At 75.1% G+C, this 18,394-nt stretch carries 20 protein-coding genes and 1 riboswitch; of the genes, 13 read left to right on the top strand and 7 right to left on the bottom strand.

The genetic code is table 11. The features are described 5' to 3' along the window. Positions 1-9: 9 nt before the first annotated feature. The gene (locus tag ACIQI7_RS06020; RefSeq protein ID WP_401105578.1) at positions 10-747 is read right to left on the bottom strand and encodes a riboflavin synthase; all 738 of its coding nucleotides are present in this window, start codon (positions 745-747) and stop codon (positions 10-12) included. A gap of 225 nt (positions 748-972) precedes the next feature. After that, a riboswitch (FMN riboswitch) is annotated at positions 973-1,100 on the bottom strand. A gap of 249 nt (positions 1,101-1,349) precedes the next feature. Between ACIQI7_RS06020 and ACIQI7_RS06015 the strand changes: the two genes are divergently transcribed. Then, entirely contained in the window at positions 1,350-1,598 is a 249-nt protein-coding gene (locus ACIQI7_RS06015) for an SCO4226 family nickel-binding protein (RefSeq protein ID WP_387751769.1), read from the top strand. Positions 1,599-1,695: 97 nt separating this feature from the next. On the opposite strand, the gene ACIQI7_RS06010 is transcribed toward ACIQI7_RS06015, so the two are convergent. Next, entirely contained in the window at positions 1,696-2,010 is a 315-nt protein-coding gene (locus tag ACIQI7_RS06010; protein WP_387751766.1) for an antibiotic biosynthesis monooxygenase family protein, read from the bottom strand. A gap of 141 nt (positions 2,011-2,151) precedes the next feature. Between ACIQI7_RS06010 and ACIQI7_RS06005 the strand changes: the two genes are divergently transcribed. The 6 genes from ACIQI7_RS06005 (at position 2,152) to ACIQI7_RS05980 (ending at position 10,239) form a co-directional block, all read left to right on the top strand. After that, positions 2,152-2,847, top strand: coding sequence for an MSMEG_1061 family FMN-dependent PPOX-type flavoprotein (locus ACIQI7_RS06005; RefSeq protein WP_401105575.1), 696 nt, complete (start codon positions 2,152-2,154; stop codon positions 2,845-2,847). Between the two features lie 114 nt (positions 2,848-2,961). Continuing rightward, positions 2,962-3,375, top strand: coding sequence for an HIT family protein (locus ACIQI7_RS06000; protein ID WP_401105574.1), 414 nt, complete (start codon positions 2,962-2,964; stop codon positions 3,373-3,375). 139 nt (positions 3,376-3,514) lie between these two features. After that, positions 3,515-4,579 (top strand): serine hydrolase domain-containing protein, encoded by a 1,065-nt coding sequence (locus ACIQI7_RS05995; RefSeq protein ID WP_401105572.1) that lies wholly within the window; start codon positions 3,515-3,517, stop codon positions 4,577-4,579. A 209-nt stretch (positions 4,580-4,788) separates the two neighbouring features. Then, on the top strand, positions 4,789-5,607 hold the full coding sequence (locus ACIQI7_RS05990; RefSeq protein WP_401105570.1) for a hypothetical protein: 819 nt from the start codon (positions 4,789-4,791) through the stop codon (positions 5,605-5,607). A 430-nt stretch (positions 5,608-6,037) separates the two neighbouring features. Next, on the top strand, positions 6,038-9,721 hold the full coding sequence (locus ACIQI7_RS05985) for a SpoIIE family protein phosphatase (protein WP_401105568.1): 3,684 nt from the start codon (positions 6,038-6,040) through the stop codon (positions 9,719-9,721). Positions 9,722-9,834: 113 nt separating this feature from the next. Further along, positions 9,835-10,239 (top strand): nuclear transport factor 2 family protein, encoded by a 405-nt coding sequence (locus ACIQI7_RS05980; RefSeq protein ID WP_401105566.1) that lies wholly within the window; start codon positions 9,835-9,837, stop codon positions 10,237-10,239. 47 nt (positions 10,240-10,286) lie between these two features. Here the strand turns inward: ACIQI7_RS05980 and ACIQI7_RS05975 are convergent, their stop codons facing one another. The 3 genes from ACIQI7_RS05975 to ACIQI7_RS05965 form a co-directional block, all read right to left on the bottom strand. After that, positions 10,287-11,501, bottom strand: coding sequence for an S-adenosylmethionine:tRNA ribosyltransferase-isomerase (locus ACIQI7_RS05975; RefSeq protein WP_401105564.1), 1,215 nt, complete (start codon positions 11,499-11,501; stop codon positions 10,287-10,289). After that, positions 11,498-12,379, bottom strand: a complete 882-nt coding sequence (locus tag ACIQI7_RS05970; protein ID WP_401105562.1) for an SDR family NAD(P)-dependent oxidoreductase — start codon at positions 12,377-12,379, stop codon at positions 11,498-11,500. Before ACIQI7_RS05970 ends, ACIQI7_RS05975 begins: the two co-directional genes overlap by 4 nt. Before the next feature lie 115 nt (positions 12,380-12,494). Further along, positions 12,495-13,454, bottom strand: a complete 960-nt coding sequence (locus tag ACIQI7_RS05965) for a pseudouridine synthase (RefSeq protein WP_401105560.1) — start codon at positions 13,452-13,454, stop codon at positions 12,495-12,497. Between the two features lie 272 nt (positions 13,455-13,726). On the opposite strand from ACIQI7_RS05965, the gene ACIQI7_RS05960 reads away from it, so the two are divergent. Continuing rightward, complete coding sequence (locus ACIQI7_RS05960) at positions 13,727-14,818, top strand: PP2C family protein-serine/threonine phosphatase (RefSeq protein ID WP_401105558.1); 1,092 nt, start codon at positions 13,727-13,729, stop codon at positions 14,816-14,818. A 122-nt stretch (positions 14,819-14,940) separates the two neighbouring features. Then, positions 14,941-15,177 carry a DUF3224 domain-containing protein gene (locus ACIQI7_RS05955; protein WP_401105556.1) on the top strand — a complete coding sequence of 79 codons (237 nt, stop codon included), beginning with the start codon at positions 14,941-14,943 and terminating at the stop codon, positions 15,175-15,177. Positions 15,178-15,218: 41 nt separating this feature from the next. On the opposite strand, the gene ACIQI7_RS05950 is transcribed toward ACIQI7_RS05955, so the two are convergent. Continuing rightward, positions 15,219-15,359 carry a hypothetical protein gene (locus ACIQI7_RS05950; protein WP_401105554.1) on the bottom strand — a complete coding sequence of 47 codons (141 nt, stop codon included), beginning with the start codon at positions 15,357-15,359 and terminating at the stop codon, positions 15,219-15,221. Continuing rightward, positions 15,356-16,444, bottom strand: coding sequence for a hypothetical protein (locus tag ACIQI7_RS05945; protein WP_401105552.1), 1,089 nt, complete (start codon positions 16,442-16,444; stop codon positions 15,356-15,358). Before ACIQI7_RS05945 ends, ACIQI7_RS05950 begins: the two co-directional genes overlap by 4 nt. Before the next feature lie 145 nt (positions 16,445-16,589). Between ACIQI7_RS05945 and ACIQI7_RS05940 the strand changes: the two genes are divergently transcribed. From ACIQI7_RS05940 to ACIQI7_RS05925, 4 genes are all read left to right on the top strand, one after another. Next, positions 16,590-16,787: a hypothetical protein gene (locus ACIQI7_RS05940; RefSeq protein ID WP_387751723.1), complete on the top strand. Its 198-nt coding sequence runs from the start codon at positions 16,590-16,592 to the stop codon at positions 16,785-16,787. A 143-nt stretch (positions 16,788-16,930) separates the two neighbouring features. Then, the gene (locus ACIQI7_RS05935; RefSeq protein ID WP_387751721.1) at positions 16,931-17,092 is read left to right on the top strand and encodes a hypothetical protein; all 162 of its coding nucleotides are present in this window, start codon (positions 16,931-16,933) and stop codon (positions 17,090-17,092) included. A 172-nt stretch (positions 17,093-17,264) separates the two neighbouring features. After that, the gene (locus ACIQI7_RS05930) at positions 17,265-17,900 is read left to right on the top strand and encodes a MauE/DoxX family redox-associated membrane protein (RefSeq protein ID WP_401105549.1); all 636 of its coding nucleotides are present in this window, start codon (positions 17,265-17,267) and stop codon (positions 17,898-17,900) included. Then, complete coding sequence (locus ACIQI7_RS05925) at positions 17,809-18,357, top strand: TlpA family protein disulfide reductase (protein ID WP_401105547.1); 549 nt, start codon at positions 17,809-17,811, stop codon at positions 18,355-18,357. The genes ACIQI7_RS05930 and ACIQI7_RS05925 overlap by 92 nt, the downstream gene beginning before the upstream one ends. Positions 18,358-18,394: the final 37 nt, after the last annotated feature.

Below are 18,394 nucleotides of genomic sequence, written 5' to 3'. Positions count from 1 at the left end.
TGAGCCAGCTCACTTGGACTCCCCCGGGGTTCCGTCGACCGGCAGGTCGGACGGGTCGGAAACGTTGGAAAGGCTGGAAGGGCTGGAAGGATCCGACAGGCCCGGGAGGTTCGGGAGGGTGCGGGACTCCAGGAGCCGCTCGACGTACTTCGCCAGCACGTCCACCTCCAGGTTGACGCCCTCCCCGACGGACTTGGCGCCCAGCGTGGTCAGCGCGAGGGTGGTCGGGATGAGGCTGACGGTGAAGCTGTCCCGGGCGGCCTCCACCACGGTGAGGCTGACGCCGTCGACCGTGATCGAGCCCTTCTCCACCAGGTAGCGGGAGACGGTGTCGGGCAGCGAGAACCGCAGCACCTCCCAGCGCAGCTCGCCGGCCGCGTCGCGCTCGCCGGGCTCGCGGCTCAACAGCCGCCCGGTGGCGTCGACATGACCCTGGACGAGGTGGCCGCCCAGCCGGGCGCCGAGCGCCATGGCGCGCTCCAGGTTGACCCGGGAGCCGGGCTTCAACTCGCCGAGGCTGGAACGGTGCAGCGTCTCGGCCATCACGTCGGCGCTGAACTCACCGGTGCCGGCGGCCAGTTCCGCCGGGCTGTCGACGACGGTCAGGCACACGCCGTTGACCGCGATGGAGTCGCCGTGCCGGGCACCCGTACAGACCACCGGGCCGCGCAGGCGGATCCGCGAGGAGTCGCCGATCTCCTCGATCGACACGACCTCGCCGAGTTCTTCGATGATGCCGGTGAACACCCGGGTTCTCCTCGCGCTTGGGGCGCGGACTCCGGGGCGGCATGGGAGATGACACGGACGGGCACCGGTGCACGGGCCCGGGGCAGACCCTTCTCCGGGGTTGCCGAGGCCACCGGGAGATCGCTCGCCCGGCCCGGGAGACACCGCTCCCGTCGTTCACCTGACCGGGGTCCGGAGGCCGGCTGTCGCCTGCCGATGGACCACGGGCACTGCTCTTCGTCCGCCCGCGCACGCCTCCCATCCGGACTTTAACCGTCGGTCCAGGAATTTCACCTGGTCAACCGGCCGCTGGCTGCGGACGGGTCGCGGACTGTAACCGCCGGTTCGGATTTTCACCGACCCCGGAGTGCGCTGAACGTCACTGCTTTGATGCCGTCATTGTGCCACGGACGGCGCAACGGCAGGGAGACCCCTGCGCTGTGGTCTGTTTCACGGGCTGGCGGGGAATGCGCGGTGCGCTGCCGTCGGTGGCGGTATGGCGGCGTCCCGCTGCGGGCGCGGCGGCGTCCCGGCGGCGGCACGGTGGCGGAGCCGGACGGCGGGGGCGAGGCTGGTAGACGGGGCCCTGCCGGTGACGCACCGAAGCTACGGAGGCGAGGGCGATGGCGAAGTTCATGGACGTCCACCACGGGATGGCCGGGATCACGGTCGAACAGCTCAGGCAGGCCCACGCGGCCGACCTGGCGATCGAGGGCGAGGAGGGCGTCCACTTCGAGCAGGCGTGGGCGGACCCGGAGTCGGGCACGGTGTACTGCCTCTCCGACGCGCCGTCCAGGGAGGCCGTGCAGCGGGTCCACAGCCGCACCGGGCACCCGGCGGACGAGATACACCCGGTGCCGCTGTCGGTCTGAGGGCCGCCTCGGTCCTCGGGCCGTCGTGGCCTGACGCCGCTGCCGGTCCTCGGGCCGTCGTCGGCCTGGCGGCCGCTGCCGGTGCGAGGCCGGTGGTTCAGAGCGTGGCGGGTGCGCTGACCTGCAGGAAGTGGGTGACCTCCGGAGGGTGGGCGAGGTAGCTCAGCTCGCCCTCCGACCAGACCGGCCGGATCCGCCACATCGGCCCCGCGTACCCGCGCAGGGCCTCCTCGTCGCGCCAGCGGCTCAGCACCAGCACCCGGTGCCCGTCCTCGGACACCGAGCGCAGCAGCTCGCCGCCGAGGCAGCCGTCGGTCCGCCCGAGTTCCGGGATCACCTGGGCGGCCAGGTGCGCGCAGAACTCCTCGCAGCGACCGGCCAGGACCTGCCCGGCCCAGATTCTGACGATCACGACCACCACCTCCGGCTGGAGTCCCTGGCCCCATTATCAGCGGAAAACCGCTGGTCGCCAGGGGTACGGCCGGTCCGGCACCGGGGGCTTCGAGGCCATCGGCCGGGGGGTGCGCCGAGCGGCCTCGGCTACATTCCCGGTATGACGACCACACCGGAAACTGTCGCTTCGTCAACCGCCGCGCCGAACCGGCCGGGCAGTCTGTTCGACGCCCTCCACGCGGGCGCGCTCAGCGACCCCGCCCAGCTGCGCGAGGTCTACGAGCAGCCCGGCGACCACGCCCGCCGCAAGCAGGTCGACCACCTGCACGAGGTCGCCCAGCGCCTGATCGCCTGCTCCCCGCTGGTGTTCGTGGCCAGCGCGGACGCCGCCGGGCGCTGCGACGTCTCCCCGCGCGGCGGGCCGGCCGGGCTGGTCTCGGTGCTCGACGAGCACACCCTGGCCGTTCCGGACGCCACCGGCAACAAGCGCCTGGACACCCTGCACAACGTCCTGGAGACCGGCCGGGTCGGGCTGCTCTTCGTCGTCCCGGGCCGGGAGACCACGCTGCGGGTCAACGGGCGGGCCTGCGTCTCGACCGACCCTGAGCTGCTGCGGCAGCTGACCGCCGTCGGCAAGCCGCCGCGCAGCGCGATCGTGGTCGCCGTCGAGGAGGTGTACGGGCACTGCCCGAAGGCCTTCCTGCGCTCCTCGGCGTGGAAGCCGGAGGACTGGCTCGCCGCGGACGCGCAGCCGAGCTCGGCGGAGGTCACGCTCTCGCACCTGCGGGACGAGTCGCTGACGGTGGAGGTCATCGAGCAGCACGAGCGGGAGTCGCTGCTGTACCGGTACGAGTGAGGGGGCGGGCGCGGGCGCCCGGCACCCGGGCCGCCGCACCCGGACGGCGGCCGGTCGGGTGACGGCGGGTCCGCCGGGGGTGCCGGGGCGGCCGCCGGTGGTTTGAATGGACGGATGGACTGCGTCTTCTGTGCGGTGGTGGCGGGCGAGGAGCCGGCGCACCGGGTGCTGGACGACGAGGAGGCGGTGGCCTTCCTGGACCGTCGGCCGCTGTTCCCCGGGCACGTGCTGGTCGTGCCGCGCGCCCACCACCCGACCCTGGCCGACCTGCCGGCCGGCTCGGTGGGGCCGTTCTTCCTGCGGGTGCAGCGGGTGGCGAAGGCCGTCGAGCACGGGATGGGCGCGGCGGGCAGCTTCGTGGCGGCGAACAACCGGGTCAGCCAGTCGGTGCCGCACCTGCACGTCCACGTGGTGCCGCGCAATCCGAAGGACGGGCTGCGCGGGTTCTTCTGGCCGCGGCGGCGGTACCCGGACGACGCGGAGGCGGCGCAGGTCGCGGTCCGGCTGCGGGAGGCGCTGGAGGGCTGAGCGAGGCGCCTACTGCTCCGCATCTGCCGTTGTACCGCTCAGGGCGCAGCGGACCGTACCTCCGTGGGAGCATCGGCGGGGGTCGATCTCCTTTTCCGGACGGACGTTCCCGTCGGTAGGGGCGCCTAGGCTCGCGAGCATGAACGAACTCGCCTGCCTCGTGCAGCAGACGGCCGACCGGCTCGCGGGCCGACACGTCGGAGCGGTGGTCGCCGGGCTGGCCGGCGGCGCCGTGGAGATCCGCGGTGCCGGGCGGACCGGTCCGGGCGGCGGGGTGCCCGGGCCCCGCACCCTGTTCGACATAGGCTCCGTCACCAAGGTGTTCACCTCGCTCGCGCTCGCGCGGCTGGCCCTCGGCGGCACGGTCCGGCTGGACGAGCCGCTCGCCGAGGTGCTCACCGGGGCCTCGGGCGGTCCTGCGGCCGTCCCGGCCAGGGGTCCGGAGCCGGTCACCCTGCGGCACCTCGCCACCCACACCTCGGGGCTCCCCCGGCTGCCCCGGGGCATGGCGGTGCAGGCCCTGCTGTCCCCCAACAAGCCCGATCCGTACGCCGACTGCACCGCCGAGCGGGTGCTCGACGGGCTCGCCCGGACGCGGCTGCGGGCCGTGCCCGGGCGGAGCTTCCGCTACTCCAACCTGGGCGCGGGGCTGCTCGGTCTGGCCCTCGCGCAGCGCTCCGGCGTCGGCTACGAGGAGTTGGTGGCGCGCGAGGTCTGCGCGCCGCTGGGTCTGGTGGACACCTGCGTGCGGCCGGACGACGAGCAGTCCGCGCGGCTGGCGCACGGGCACACGCCGGGCGGCCGGCCGGTGCCCTACTGGAGCTTCGCGGCGCTGCCCGGGATGGGCGGGCTCCGGTCGACCGCCGCCGACCTGGTGGTGTTCCTGCGGGCCCAACTGGCCGCCGGGCGGGAGCCGGACGCGGCGCTGTCGCCGGCGATCGCCCTCACCCGGGAGACCCGGCACCGGGTCAATCCGTTCGCCTGGGTGCACCTGGGCTGGCTCGGGCACCGGCTGCACACCCAGCAGGGCGGGCACCTCCAGATCTGGCACAACGGGGGCACCGGCGGGTTCAGCTCCTTCGTGGCCTTCGACCCGGAGAAGCAGGTGGGCGTGGTGGTGCTGGCCAACACCCGCCGGTCGGCCGATCCGGCGGGCACGGCGCTGCTGCGCGGCCTGCAGAACGGGTTCGCGACGGTGGCGTGAGGGCGGGTACCCCCTGGCCCGGGAGGCGGCAGTCCTGTTCGTACCCACCCCCCGGTGCGGGCGGCCCCGGCCGGGGCGCGATGATGGCGAGGGCGTTTCGGGCCAAATGGTGCCGATCGGCACTGTCGCCGGGAGCGGCGAGCAGATGATGCTGGGGATCGAGCGGTCGCGGTTCCGATGGGAAGTCCGCCGAGTGGAAGGGGGCCGACATGGCGGTGACGTGGTCGCCGACCCGGGTGCGGTCGACCGGTTCTACCGGCTCGGCCGGTCCGGTCGGTTCGGTGGGTCCGGCCGGTGCGGCCTGCCCGGGCGGTCGGCTCGGCGCGGTGGTGCGGGTGTACCGGCGGTACCGGCCGCTGTCCTGGTCGGCGCGGGTGTGGTTGCACCTCTGCGGGGTGGCCGTCTCCGTGGCGGTCTGCCTGGTGCTCGGCGGGTGGTGGCCGGCGCCCGTGCTGGCGGCCGCCGCGGTGGTGGCGGTGAGCGGGTACGAGCGGCTGCGGTCGGCGCCCGGGCTGCGGTCCGTCCGGGTCCACGAGGGCGGGCTGGTGCTGGTCGCGGCGGACGGTGGCGAGGAGCCGCTGCCCTGGAGCTCCGTGGAGGCCACCGAGTACTCCCCCGGCGGGCCGCGCGGGGAGCACGAGCACGGGCGAATATGGCCGGCGGGCGCGGACGAGCCGCTGGTGCTGGCGCACCTTCGCGGGCTGGGAGGGCTGTTCCGGGAGCTGGAGGAGCGCCTCTCCCCCGGGCTCCGGGCCGCGCTGCACGAGACGCTGCGCACCGAGGGGAGCGTCCGCTTCGCGCGGGGGCGGCTCACGGTGACGGCCTGCGGGCTGGTGCACCGGCCGGCGCACCCGCTCGCCGCGACGGAGGCCCACCGCTGGACGGAGGTGCTCTCGGCCCGGGCGTCCGCCCTCGGCGAGTTGGAGATCCGGACGCACTCGGCCGGCCTCCCGCTCACCCTCCCGGTGCCCAACGCCCGTGCGGCCGCGGGCTTCCTGGAGGACCTCCGGACGGCTGCCGCCGGGTGACCATCGCCGGGCGGCCGCCCGGTGCGTGGGCCCGGGGCCGACCCCTAAGGGGCGGCGCGCGCTCTTCCCGGAAGGGATTCAGTACCCATCGACGGGCCCGGCGTCCCCAGGGGCCCGTACACCACCATCGGGAGCCTGCGCGCCGCCGCCCTCACCCGGCAGTACGTCGGGGCCTTCTTCGACCTCCACCTGAAGGGCGTCCCGCAACCGCTGCTCGACGGACCGAGCGCCGCCAACCCGGAGGTGCACTTCACCTCCTGAGGGCCGCCTGAGGCCCGCCCCCGGGTCGGGCCGTCGGCAGCCCGCCCCGGGGCGGAACGGGCGGCCCGACCGGGCTGAGCAGGGCGGCTGCGCCGGTTGGGGGTGCGTGCGAAGATGGCAGGGCTGGTGGGAACGATCTCCGGACGGTTTCTGGGACGGTTCTCTGGCCATGGTGGACGAATACGCGCAGCGCCCGGGGCAGCCGCGGCAGGACGCCCTGCTGATGGTGCCGATCGCCACGGCGCTGATCGACGCCGACGGGCGGATCCTGCACTGGAGCAGTGACGCGGAGGCGTTGCTCGGACACCCCGCGCGGGAGGCGCTGGGCGCGCGGGCCGCGACGCTGCTGACCTCCGACGAACTCCGGCCGGAGGTGCTCCAGCTGTTCCGGCAGATCCTGGCGGGCCGGCCCTGGTCCGGGGTGTTCCCGGTCCGGCACCGGGACGGGCACCTGGTGGACCTGGAGTTCCGCACCCATCCGGTCCGCGGCCCCGGCGGCGCCCCGATGGTGCTGGCGGTGGCCTCCGAGGTGACCACGCTGCACCGGCTCCAGGCGGACCTGGCCCTCCTCGACGGGTTCTTCACCCAGTCCCCGGTCGGCATGGCGGTCTTCGACACCGACCTGCGCTTCGTCCGGCTGAACGAGGCGCTGGCGAACGCGAACGGCCTGGCCGTCGGGGATCCGCTGGGCCGGCGGCTCACCGAGGTGCTGCCCAGGATCAACAGCGCCGAGGAGGAGGCGGTGATGCGCCGGGTCCTGGCGAGCGGCGAACCGGTGGTGGACGACCTCGCGCACGGCCGCACCCCGGGCGACCCGAACCACGACCACGCCTGGTCGACCTCCTACTTCCGGCTGACGGACCGCGCCGGCCGGGTGCTCGGGGTGTGCGCCACGGTCATCGACGTCACCGAACGGTTCCACGCCGACGCCCGGGCGGCCCGCGCCCAGGAGCGGCTGTCCCTGCTGGTCGACGCGACCGCCTCGATCGGCACCACGCTGGACCTGCGGCAGACCGCCCGGGAGCTGGTCGACGCGATGGTGCCCAGGGTCGCCGACATCAGCGCGGTGTTCGGGCTGGAGGAGCTGGTGGCAGGCCGGAACGTGGAGCCGCCCGCGCCGGACGCCCCGCTGCTGGTGCGCCGCCTCGCGATCTCCACGACGGACTCGCTCTACCCGGCCGAGGCGCTGCCGGTGGACGCCGTGCACGAGCTGCCGCCGGACTCCCCCTACGCCCGGGCGCTGACCAGCGGGCGCACCGTGGTGGTGCCGTCCTGGGAGCTGCCGATGCTGAGCGAGGGCATCAACGAGAGCCGCCGCCAGGCCTACCTCGGCGACCGGCCGCGCTCGGTGCGGATCACTCCGCTGGTGGCGCGCGGCACGACGCTCGGCATGGTGGTGTACTCGCGGCGCGGTGCCCGGGAGTCCTTCGCGGCGGCCGACATCACGCTCGGCGACGAGCTGGCCTCGCGGGCGGCCGTCGCGCTCGACAACGCCCGGCTGTACCTGCGCCAGCACCAGACCGTGCTGGCCCGGCAGCAGGCGCTGCGCGAGGCGAAGGCCGCGCAGGAGCGTCTCGCGCTGGTCAACGCGGCCTCCGCCCGGATCGGCACCACGCTCGATCTCGCCCAGACCGCCCAGGAGTTGGCCGAGGTGGCGACGCCCCGGCTGGCCGACACGGTGGTGGTGGAGGTGCTGGAGGAGCTGGTCCGCGGCGAGCGCGCGGCGACCGCCCCGGTGGACGGCTCGGCGCTGCTGCGGCGGATGGCCTTCCACTCGGTGCGCGGCTCGACCCTGGCCCCGATCTCCCGCACCGGCAACCTGCACCGCTTCGTGCCCGGTTCGCCGTACGCGTGGAGCCTGGCGCACCGCGAACCGGTGCTGGTGCCGCGGATGGACGAGGAGGGCATGGCCTGGTTCGCCGACGACCCGGTGCGCCAGGCCGCCGTACGGGAGCAGCACGTGCTGTCGTTCATGGTGGTGCCGCTGATCGCGCGCGGCACCCCGGTCGGTGTGGCGGGCTTCTACCGCACCCTGGTCGAGCGCCCGTACGACGAGGACGACGTGGCGCTGGCCGGGGAGCTGGCGGTGCGGGCCGCCGTCTCGATCGACAACGCGCTGCTGTTCACCCGCGAGCGCGACGCGGCCGCCGCCCGGCAGCGGGCGCTGGACGAGGCCTGGGCCGCCCAGCAGCGGCTGTCGCTGCTGAACGAGGCCAGCAACCGCATCGGCACCACGCTCGATCTGCACCGCACGGCACGGGAGTTGGTGGAGGTGGTGATCCCGCGGTTCGCCGACTTCGTCACCGTGGACCTGCGCGAGGCGGTGCTCAGCGGCGAGGAGCCCGGGGCGGTGCCGCCGGAGGGGCCGGTGCTGATGCGGGCGGTGGCGGTGGGCGAGGCCGGCCCGGACGGCCGCATGCACGAGGCGGCCGACCAGGTGGGCGAGACCTCGCAGTCGGCCAGGCTGTACGCGCAGAGCCTGCGCACCCGGCGCTCGATCCTGGTCGCCGAGGTGACCGAGGAGGAGCTGCGCCGGATCGTCGCCTCGCCCGACCGGGTGCAGCCCAGCCTGGACGCCGGGGTGCACTCGTACCTGATGGTGCCGCTGATGGCGCGCGGGCACGTGCTGGGCGGCGCGGAGTTCGTCCGCACCGGCAACCCCGCGCCGTTCGGCCCGGCGGACCGTTCGCTGGCCGAGGAGCTGGCCGCCCGCACCGCGCTGGCGATCGACAACGGCCGGCTCTACCGCCGCGAGCGGGACACCGCGCTCACCCTCCAGCGCAGCCTGCTCCCCCAGGAGGTGCACCGCGCCCTCGGCCTGGACCTGGCGTACCGCTACCTGCCCAGCAGCGTGGTCAGCGAGGTCGGCGGCGACTGGTTCGACGTGGTGCCGCTGTCCTCCGGGCGGGTCGCGCTGATCGTCGGCGACGTGATGGGCCACGGCATCCGAGCCGCCGCGACCATGGGGCAACTCCGCACGGTCGCACGGACGTTGATCACCCTTGAGCTGGATCCGGCGCGGGTGCTGTACCGGCTGGACGAGGCGACCGCGACGGTCGGCGAGGGCCAGTTCGCCACCTGCGTCTGCGTCGTGTACGACCCGGTGGACCGCCGCTGCACCGCGGCCAGCGCCGGGCACCTGCCACCGGTGGTCGCCGACGCCGAGGGGCGGGCGCACCTGGTCGAGCTGCCGTCCGGCATTCCGCTGGGCGTCGGCGGAGTCGCCTTCGAGAGCGCCGAGTTCACCCTCCCCGAGGAGGGCATCCTGACGCTCTACACGGACGGGCTGGTCGAGCGCCGGGGCCAGGACCTGGACGAGGGGCTGCGGTTGCTGTGCCGGACCGTCGCCGACCGGCGCGGCTCGCTGGAGCAGACCTGCGACGCCGTGCTGAGCCGGCTCACCGAGCGCACCAGTGAGGACGACATCGCCGTCATCATGGCGCAGGTCCGCCCCCGGGGCACGGACCGGATCGCCACCCTGCCGCTCACCGGCGACCGCGCGATGGTCGCCCACTCACGCCGCTTCACCCGCGGGACGCTGGCCGCCTGGGGGCTCGGCGCGCTCGCCGACTGGGCCGAACTGCTCACCAGCGAGCTGATCACCAACGCCCTGGTGCACGCCGGTTCGCCCACCCAGCTGCGGCTGTACTGCGACCGGGTGCTCACCGTCGAGGTCGCCGACCGGGAGCCCGAGGTGCCGCGGATCCGCCGCGCCCGCGGCGAGGACGAGGGCGGCCGGGGCATCCACCTGGTCAACGAGCTCGCGCACCGCTGGGGCAGCCGCCGCACCCAGGACGGCAAGGTGGTCTGGTTCGAGCTGGAACTGCCCCCGGGGGCCTCGCCACCTGAGTGAACAACGGACGGTTGTCGGTCCGGCCGCACGGTTGTTGGCCCGGCGGCCCGCCGCGGCGGTTGTCTGGTGCCACGGCGGGACGGCCCCGCCCGGACGGACCCCAGGAGCCCACCGTGCAGCACCCCGACGCCCGCACCGTCGTCACCGACTACGTCACCCTCATCGCGGCGGGCGAACGCGAGGCCGCGATCGCCCTGTTCGCCGAGGACGCCACCTGGAGCTACCCGGGCAGCCTCGCGCTCTCCCGCACCTGGCGGGGCAGGCAGGAGATCTTCGGCGACTTCCTCGGCCAGGTCGGCACCCTCTTCGCCCCCGACGGCCTGCCGGACATCACCCTCACCCACGTCCTCGCCGACGGCCCGCGGGCGGTGGCCGAGTGGACCACCGTCGGCACCGCCGCCAACGGCGCCGCGTACGAGAACCACTGCCTGGGGGTGTTCACGGTGACGGACGGCCTGATCACCTCCGTCCGCGAGTACCTGGACACCGACCACGTGGCGCGGACCCTGCTGGCCTGAACGGCGCCCGCGAGGAGCGCCGACCGCCCGCCGCCGACCGGCCGGGGTCAGTCCGGCAGCAGCAGGTTGACGTCGCCGAACTCGTGCCACAGGTAGCGGTGCCGCACCGCCTCCCGGTAGCAGGCCGCCAGCAGCGGCCGGCCCGCGACGGCGGCGAGCATCAGCAGGTGGGAGGCGCGGGGCTCGTGCCAGCCGGTGAGCAGCCCGTCCACGGTCCGCACCCCGCGCTCCGGGGTGACGACCAGCTCCGTCCAGCCGTCGGCCTCCTGGACGGTGCCGTCCGCGGCGGCGGCCGACTCCAGGGCGCGGACCACGGTGGTGCCGACGGCGATCACCCGGCCGCCCCCGGCCCGGACGTGGCCGACCAGCCGGGCGGTGGCGGCCGGGACGTGGAAGCGCTCCGCGTACGGGGCCTCGTGGACCTCGGGCGAGGCCACCCCGGTGTGCAGGGTGACCGGCGCGAGGAGCACCCCGCGGCCGGCCAGCCGCGCCACCACCTCGGGGCTGAACGGACGGGCCGCGCTGGGCATCTCGCTGCTGCCGGGGACGGTCGCGAAGACCGTCCGGTAGGCCTCGATCGGCCAGTCGCGGTCCACGTAGCCGTACCGGATCGCCCGGCCGTGCCGCTCCAGGTACGGCAACAGCGGCTCCGGAAGGGCGAGTTCGGCGTACCAGAGGCGGGCGGTCAGGGGCCGGGTCAGCACCGCCGCGCCGGCCGCGGGCAGCGAGACGCCCAGGCCCGGGCGGGCCGGGGACTCCTCCGGCGGGTAGTGGGCGGCCGCCGCCCGGCCCGGCACCACCCGGCGCAACTCGACCAGGTGGGCACCCGATCCGTCCGGCTGGGCGGAGGAGAGGTGCAGTGCGACCGGCGTGCCGTCCGGCAGTCGGCCGGGCAGCGCGGCGGGGACGGTGGCCGAGTTGTTGACCACCAGCAGGTCCCCCGGGCGCAGTACCTCGGGCAGGTCGGTGAAGCGGCGGTGCTCGACCGCGCCCGTGGCGCGCCGGCCGACCAGCATCCGGACGCCGTCCCGGGCCGTGCCGCGCGCCTCCGCCGGTGCGCGGGCCGAGAGTTCGGGCGGGACGGTGACGTCGAGGCCGAGGGGTTCGGGGCCGAGGGGTTCGGGGCCGAGGGGCGCCGCCCCGACGGGGTCGGGGCCGGTGACACGGGAGGCGGTGCGGTCGGGGCCGGTCAGATCGGGGTCGGTGCGGTCGGGGCCGGTCAGATCGGGGCCGGTCAGATCGGGGCCGGTGGATGCCGTCATCGCCCGCCCCGGTCGGCGGCCGCGACGGCCATGTCCTCGGCGCGGTAGCGCCCGGAGGGCCGGCGCTCACGGAGCAGGCCGAGCAGGACCGGCGCCACCTGCTCGGGCAGCGGCTCGCCGGAGATGTCCTCGCCGGGGCTGGCCTCCTGGAGCATCCGGGTGCGCATGCTGCCCGGGTCCACCGCCCAGACCCGCAACCGCGGCTCCTCCCGGGCGAGTACGCCGCTGGCGAGGTCCAGGGCGGCCTTGCTGGCGCCGTAGCCGCCCCAGCCGTGGTACGGCACCACGGCGGCGTCGGAGCTCACGTTGAGGACGGCGCCGGCGTGGGCGCGCAGCTGGGGCAGCACCAGCTGGGTGAGGGCGATCGGGGCGAGCACGTTGACCTCGAAGGTCTCCAGCAGGTCCGGCAGCGGGAAGTCGGCCAGCCGGGGCAGCGGCTCCCCGCCGGGGCCGGGCGCACCGTTGAGCGTTCCGGCGTTGTTGACCAGCAGACTCGCGCCGCCGAGGCGCTCGGCGGCCTCGGCCAGGTGGGCGCGGTGGTCGTCGTCGACGACGGAGCCGGCCAGGGCGACGACCCGGGTGACGGCGGCCAGGTCGGCCGCGGCGGCGGCGAGCTCGGCCGCGCCCCGGGCGGTGACCACCAGGTGCCAGCCCTCGGCGGCGAGGGCGTGCGCGAGGGCCAGGCCGAGGCCGCGGGAGGCTCCGGTGACCAGCGCGACGGGGGCGGGGTGCGGGGCGCCGGTGGGCGATGCGCCGGTGGGTGATGCGGCGGTGCGCTGCGCGGCGGTGCGCTGGGCCGCGTCGTCGCCCGCGTCCATGCCCGCGCCGGTGCCCGCGTTGCTGCCTGCGTTGTTGTCTGCGTCGATGCCTGCGTTCATGCCGCAACCATCCCGCCGGCGGGCCCGGCGGCGGATCGGCCGCCGGGACCGGGACCGGCCGGACGTTGGCCCTAGACCGTCCGGAGGGCCGTCCTAGACCGTCCGGAGGGGCTTCCTAGGACCTGCTCCCGACTCCGTCGGCCCAGCCCCGCGGGTCGGTCCAGGCGGCCAGCGTGCGGCGGGTCTCGAAGCGGCGCTCGTGGCCGGACAGCGGATCGGTGAACTCGACCGTCGAGGCGAGCAGCTGCAGCGGGCGGCGGAAGTCGTCCGGGGCCGGTTCGGGCAGCACCACCGGGTAGACCGGGTCCCCGAGGATCGGCAGCCCGAGGCCGCTCATGTGCAGCCGCAGCTGGTGGGTGCGCCCGCTCAGCGGCCGCAGCCGGTAGCGCGCCAGGCCGTCGCGGCGTTCCAGCAGGTCGATCCGGCTCTCGCTGTTCGGCGGCGCGTCGATCTCCTGGGCGGCGATCACCCCGCGCTCCTTGACGATGTGGCTGCGCACGGTGCGCGGCAGGCTCAGCTCCGGGTCGTACCCGGCGACCGCCTGGTACTCCTTGCGCACCAGGCGGTCCCGGAACAGCGTCTGGTAGGCGCCGCGGTCCTCCGGGCGGACGACGAACATGGCCAGGCCGGCGGTGAGTCGGTCCAGGCGGTGCGCGGGGCTGAGCGCGGGCAGGCCGAGGGTGTGCCGCAGCCGGGACAGCGCGGTCTCGGTGACGTGCCGGCCGCGCGGCGTGGTGGCCAGGAAGTGCGGCTTGTCGACCACCACCAGGTGCTCGTCGCGGTGCAGCACGACCAGCTCGAACGGGACGGGCACCTCCTCGGGCAGGTCCCGGTAGAACCACAGGTGCGCGCCGGGGCGGAACGGTTCCGCCGGGGCGACCGGGCCGTGCTCGCCGACGATCTCGCCCTCCCGCAGCGCCGCGTCGATCCGTTCGGCCGGGACGGCGGGCAGCCGGTCCACCAGGTGGTCCCGCACCGTCGGCCAGGGGCCTTCGAGCGGCAGCCGGAGGTGCACCGGGTCCACGCCGCGGCGCTGCGGGAGGGGGGAGGTCGGGCGGCGGCTCTTGCGTCTCATCTCCCGGCCCAGCGTAGTGCGCGCCGGCGCACGACCCGCCGCCGAGGTGCTGACCCGGGGCCGGGCGGGGAGAGTGGACCGGAGGCCCTCGTTCCGCCGGGGGCCTCCCGGCCGTCCGCCGGGCGACCCGGCGGGCCGGTGTCCGACCCGACCGGCCAGGCCCACCGGCCAGGCCCACCGGCCGGGTTCACCGGCCGGGTTCACCGACCAGGCCGACCCGACAACCGACAACCGATCGACCCGCCGGACCGCCCGGCAGCACTGGAGGACGCGTGACCGCCGACGGCCCGGACGGGGTGCCGCCGCTGCACCTGCCGAGGCGGACCCGGCTGCTGCTCTACGGCGCGCTCCTGCTGCTGGTCGCCGCCGTGGTGGCCGCGCTGGCGATCGGCCCCGGAACCACCCTGGCCCCGCTGCTGGCGGTGGCCCCGGTGCTGGCCGGCGCGACCACCCGGCAGGCCCGGGTGCCGCTGCTGGTCGGCGCGGCGGCGCTGCTCGCCGTCGGGATGCTGGAGTCGGCCAACGCGCAGCTGCCGCTCTCGGTGCGGATCAGCGTGCCGGTCACCGTCCTGGCCTCGACCCTGGCCAGCGCCGCCAGCGTCGTCCTGGTGGCGGCCCGCGAGCGGGAGCTGTTCCAGGTCCGGACGGTCGCCGAGGCGGCCCAGCGGGCCCTGCTGCGGCCGCCGCCGGAGCGGATCGGGCCGCTGCGCGTGGCGGTGCGGTACGTGGCGGCGGCCGCCGAGGCCCGGATCGGCGGCGACCTGTACGCCGTGGTGGAGACCCGCTTCGGGGTGCGGATCCTGCTCGGGGACGTCCAGGGGCACGGCCTCCCGGCGGTGGAGACGGCGGCGGACGTCCTCGGGGTGTTCCGGGAGGCCGCGCGGACCGAGCCCGACCCGGGGCGGCTCGCCGAACGGCTGGACGCGGCGCTCGCCGCCCGGCAGTCGGACGAGGGCCGGTTCGCCACCGCGCTGCTGCTCGACGTGGCGCCGGACCGGGGGCCGGTGCGGCTGGTGAACTGCGGCCACCCGCCGCCGCTGCTGCGCCGGGCGGGCCGGGTGAGCGAGCTGGAGCCGCCGGTCCCGGCGCCGCCGCTGGGGCTGCTCGGGCTCACCGGCGACTCGTACCGGGACCGGCGGTTCGACCCGGAGCCGGGCGACGTGCTGCTCCTGCACACCGACGGCGTGTCGGAGGCCCGGGACGCCGGGGGCCGGTTCTACCCGATCGCGGAGCGGCTGCCCGGCCTGCACGGCGGCACCCCGGCGGATCTGCTGGACGACGTGCTGACGGACGTCGGCGGCTGGGTCGGGGACGCCGGGCTGGCCGACGACGCGGCGGTGCTGGCGATCCGCTGGGAGCCGTGACCGGGCCGCGGGCGGCCGGCTCGGACGCGGTTGTCAGTGGCGTGTGCAAGGCTCGGTCCGCGGTCGGCGGGGAGCCGGCCGCCGGGTGGTCGACGATCGACCGCCGACGAGGGGACGGTGCCATGGGGAGCAGGGCCGGCGGGTCGTTCGAGCTCACCGCGTTCGAACCGGTGGAGACGCTGGACGGGCGCAGGGGCTCGTTCGTGCTCCAGCACGCGGCCTGGGACACCAGCGGCACGACGATACGCGTGGTGCCGGGCACCGGGACGAGCGCGCTGGCCGGGATCACCGGGGAGTTCCAGCTGACCGTCGACGCGTCCGGCACCCACACCTACGTGTTGGAGTACGAGCTGGGCTGACGTCGGCCGCGGCGCGCGCGGGGTTCAGGCCGCCCGAGCGGTCAGTGGACGGTCGGCCCGGCCTCCGGCCGCTCGATCGCCGTCCGGACGGCGGTCGGGTAGCTCCGGAACGGCGGCAGGGCGTCGATCGCCCGCTCGGCCCGGGCGTTCCTGCCGGGGCGGAGGCACCCGTTCGAGATCACCTGCCGTGCACCCCGTCGCCGGTCTCCGTGGCAAGGGCACCGGGCCGGGCCGGCGGCAGCAGGCCGCTGCGAGCGGCGATGACGCCGGCCTGGAAGCGGCTGCGCGCGCCGAGCCGCTCCAGCAGCTCGGCGATGTGCTGGCGGCAGGATCGGACGGAGAGCCCGGCACGCTTGGCGATCACGTCGTCCTTGAGGCCGGCCCCGAGCAGGGTGGTGATCAGCCGTTTGATGTCCTCGGCGCTCTCGTGGGCCGCCAGCGGACCGGTGCGGTACTCCGAGGCATTGGCCCAGGCCTGCTCGAAGCTCTGGCAGAGGTGGGCCACGATCGACTCCTCGCGGACGATGACCGCACCGCCGGGCTGGCGGAGATGAGGCAGGAAGGCCACCTGACGGTCGAAGACGATCATCCGGCCGGGGAGTTCGACGAGTGTGCGGATCTCCGACCCGGCTTCGACGACCGCCTCCACATAGGCTTGGGTGGGGGCGTGGAAGCGCGCGGTGTGCTGGTAGAGGCTGCGGATCCGGACCCCGCGTTCGAGCATCGCCAGGTCCCTGGGCAGTGCGTCCGCCAGGGCGGCGGGCGGACGGCCGCCACCGGGCTGACACGCCATCAGTTCGACACGACAGTTGGCGCCGAGCTCGGCGAGCAGGGCCCGGACCGCGAACTTGTCGGCGAGGCTGTCCACCGCCTCGTCGTGGTTGCGCTGCCGACGGGCCTCGAAGTAGACGGCGGAAAGCGCGGACAGCGCACTGCGGACCTGTTCGGTGTTGCGCCGCCGTCGACTCAACTCCGTTTCGGCCCTGCGTAATTCGTCTTCGGTGGGGCCGAGCAGTGCCGCTATCGCCGCGTCGGGGCCGTTCGGCAGCAGCACGGAGCTGCCGGCCATCGGAGTCAGCAGGTGGAGTGCGTTCAGAGTGTCGATGGCTGCGGTCAACTCATCGGCTCTCACGCCGAGTTCATCGGCGCAGCGGTCCGGGTCCGCGGCGTCCAGTCCGCCGTTCCGCACCGCCCACTGGTAGGCGGCGACCCCGATCTCGTCGAGAACAGGCGAGTCCGCAGCGCCGATGTGCGCGGATTTGTCCATGAGTGTCATCCCTCATTTCGTTCCCGCGGAGCAGATGACCCATCCAATACATGTCACGTGTCGGGTGTCCACCGGCACTCTGGAGTCAGCCGAGGGGGCGGCCCCCGCGGCGGAGAGAAGTCCCGACCACAAGGGGGATGGCTCGATGCGAAGGAAGCTCCTGAAGTCCTGTCTGGGCGTCGCCTCGGCAGCCGCGGTGTTCGCGGCGGTGCCGGCGGTGGCCGAGACCGTGGCGAGCCGGCAGCCGGTCACCGTGCTGCGGGCGGACAGCGGGTGGGGCGACGGTCCCCACACGGGGAGTCACATCGGCCCGTCCTCCAGGCCGCCCGGTCAGGCCGGGTGAGGTGAGACGGCAGCCGCCTGCTGCCGCCGGGTGGGAGGCGGGACCTTTCACCCGAACCGACCGGAAGGCGGTCGAACCGCCTGCGCGTCCGTCCATCGGCACACCCTGGAGAACAGTCACCACCGGAGAAGAAGGAGATCGAGATGTTCAGGAAGCTTGAGCGACTCGGCGGAAGCCTGCTGGAGCGTTTCGTGCCCAAGGCCGATGCCCAGGCCTGCGGCTGGTACAGCTGGTCGCAGTGCTGGCAGTGCGCCGGCTCGCCGTGCAGCGTCAACACCTGCACGGGCCAGCTGGTCTGCAAGTAGCCCTTCCCGGGCGGCGTCCGAGGTCTACGCGAGCAGGGCGGGGGCGCCGGTGGTCGAGTCTGGCCCGACCACCGGCGCCCCCGCCGCGCCCGGATCCGGTACACCCGCCGCGCTGCGCGCCCGGTCGCGCCCCGCGCCGGTCACACCTCAGAACCCCCGCGAGGAGGGTGTGATGCACAGTCTCGTCGTCTGCGTCCGGGCACTGCTCGGCGCGGTCTTCCTGGCCTCGTCCATCGGCAAGCTCGTCGGCCGCGACCGGCTCACCTCCTTCGCGCAGTCGGTCGAGGGCTTGGGGCTGCTGCCCGCGTGGCTGGTCCGTCCGGTCGCCCTGGCCGTTCCCGTGGTCGAACTGGCCGCTGCGGCCCTGCTCGCGCTGCCGGTCCGCGTCCTCTGGTCGGCCGGGCTGTCGGTGGCGACCGGGCTGCTGCTGATCTTCGCCATCGGCATCGTGCTGGCCCTGCGGCACGGTGCCCGGGTGCCCTGCCGCTGCTTCGGCAGGTCCACCGCCCCGCTCGGGGCCCGGCAGCTGGCCCGCAACCTGCTGCTGTCGGCGGCCGCGCTGGCGGCCGCCGCCGCGTCCCGCCCCGGGGCGTCGACCACGGGCACCGTCGGGACCGCTCTCGCGGTGGCCGCCGGCCTGCTGCTCGGTGTGCTGGTCGTCGTGCTCGACGACCTGATCGAACTCTTCCGAACCACCCGACCCGAGGAGGTCGTCGATGTCCGTCCTGATTCCGCTCCTGCTCCTCGTCGGGGCGCTCTGCGTCCTGGACCTGCTGCTCACTCTCGGAGTGATCAGGCGGCTGCGTGAGCACTCCGACCTGCTGGCAGCCCCCGGCGGTCCGGGCACGGTGCCCGTGGCACCCGAAGTGGGGACGCCGATCGGCGAGTTCAGCGTCGAGACGACCACCGGCGAGCGGTTGACGGACGCGGATCTGGCGGAGGGCGCCCTGGTGGCCTTCTTCTCACCGACCTGCGGTCCGTGCCGGACGAAGCTGCCGAAGTTCGTCGAGCACGTCGCCGCGCTGCCGCGGGGGAGGAACGGCGCACTGGCCGTGGTGGTCGGCGAACCCGAGGAGTCCGCGGACTTCGTCCGCCGGCTCTCGGCGGTGACCCGTACGGTACGCGAGAGCAGCGGCGGCGCGCTGGCAGGGGCCTTCCAGGCGCAGGCCTTCCCCACCCTGCTCACGGTGGGCCGGCCCGCGGGCCGACTGGCGGTCACCGCCAACGACGTGGCGCTGGCCCCCTCGGTTCCGGTGGCGGTGTGAACGGCGCCGGATCCGGCCCGGCGCGACGCCCGGCCCG

This window comes from Kitasatospora sp. NPDC092039 (assembly GCF_044756065.1).
Lineage (GTDB): Bacteria > Actinomycetota > Actinomycetes > Streptomycetales > Streptomycetaceae > Kitasatospora.
Note: the sequence above shows the minus strand (reverse complement) of the source record. Positions and strands in the feature narration are given on the sequence as shown.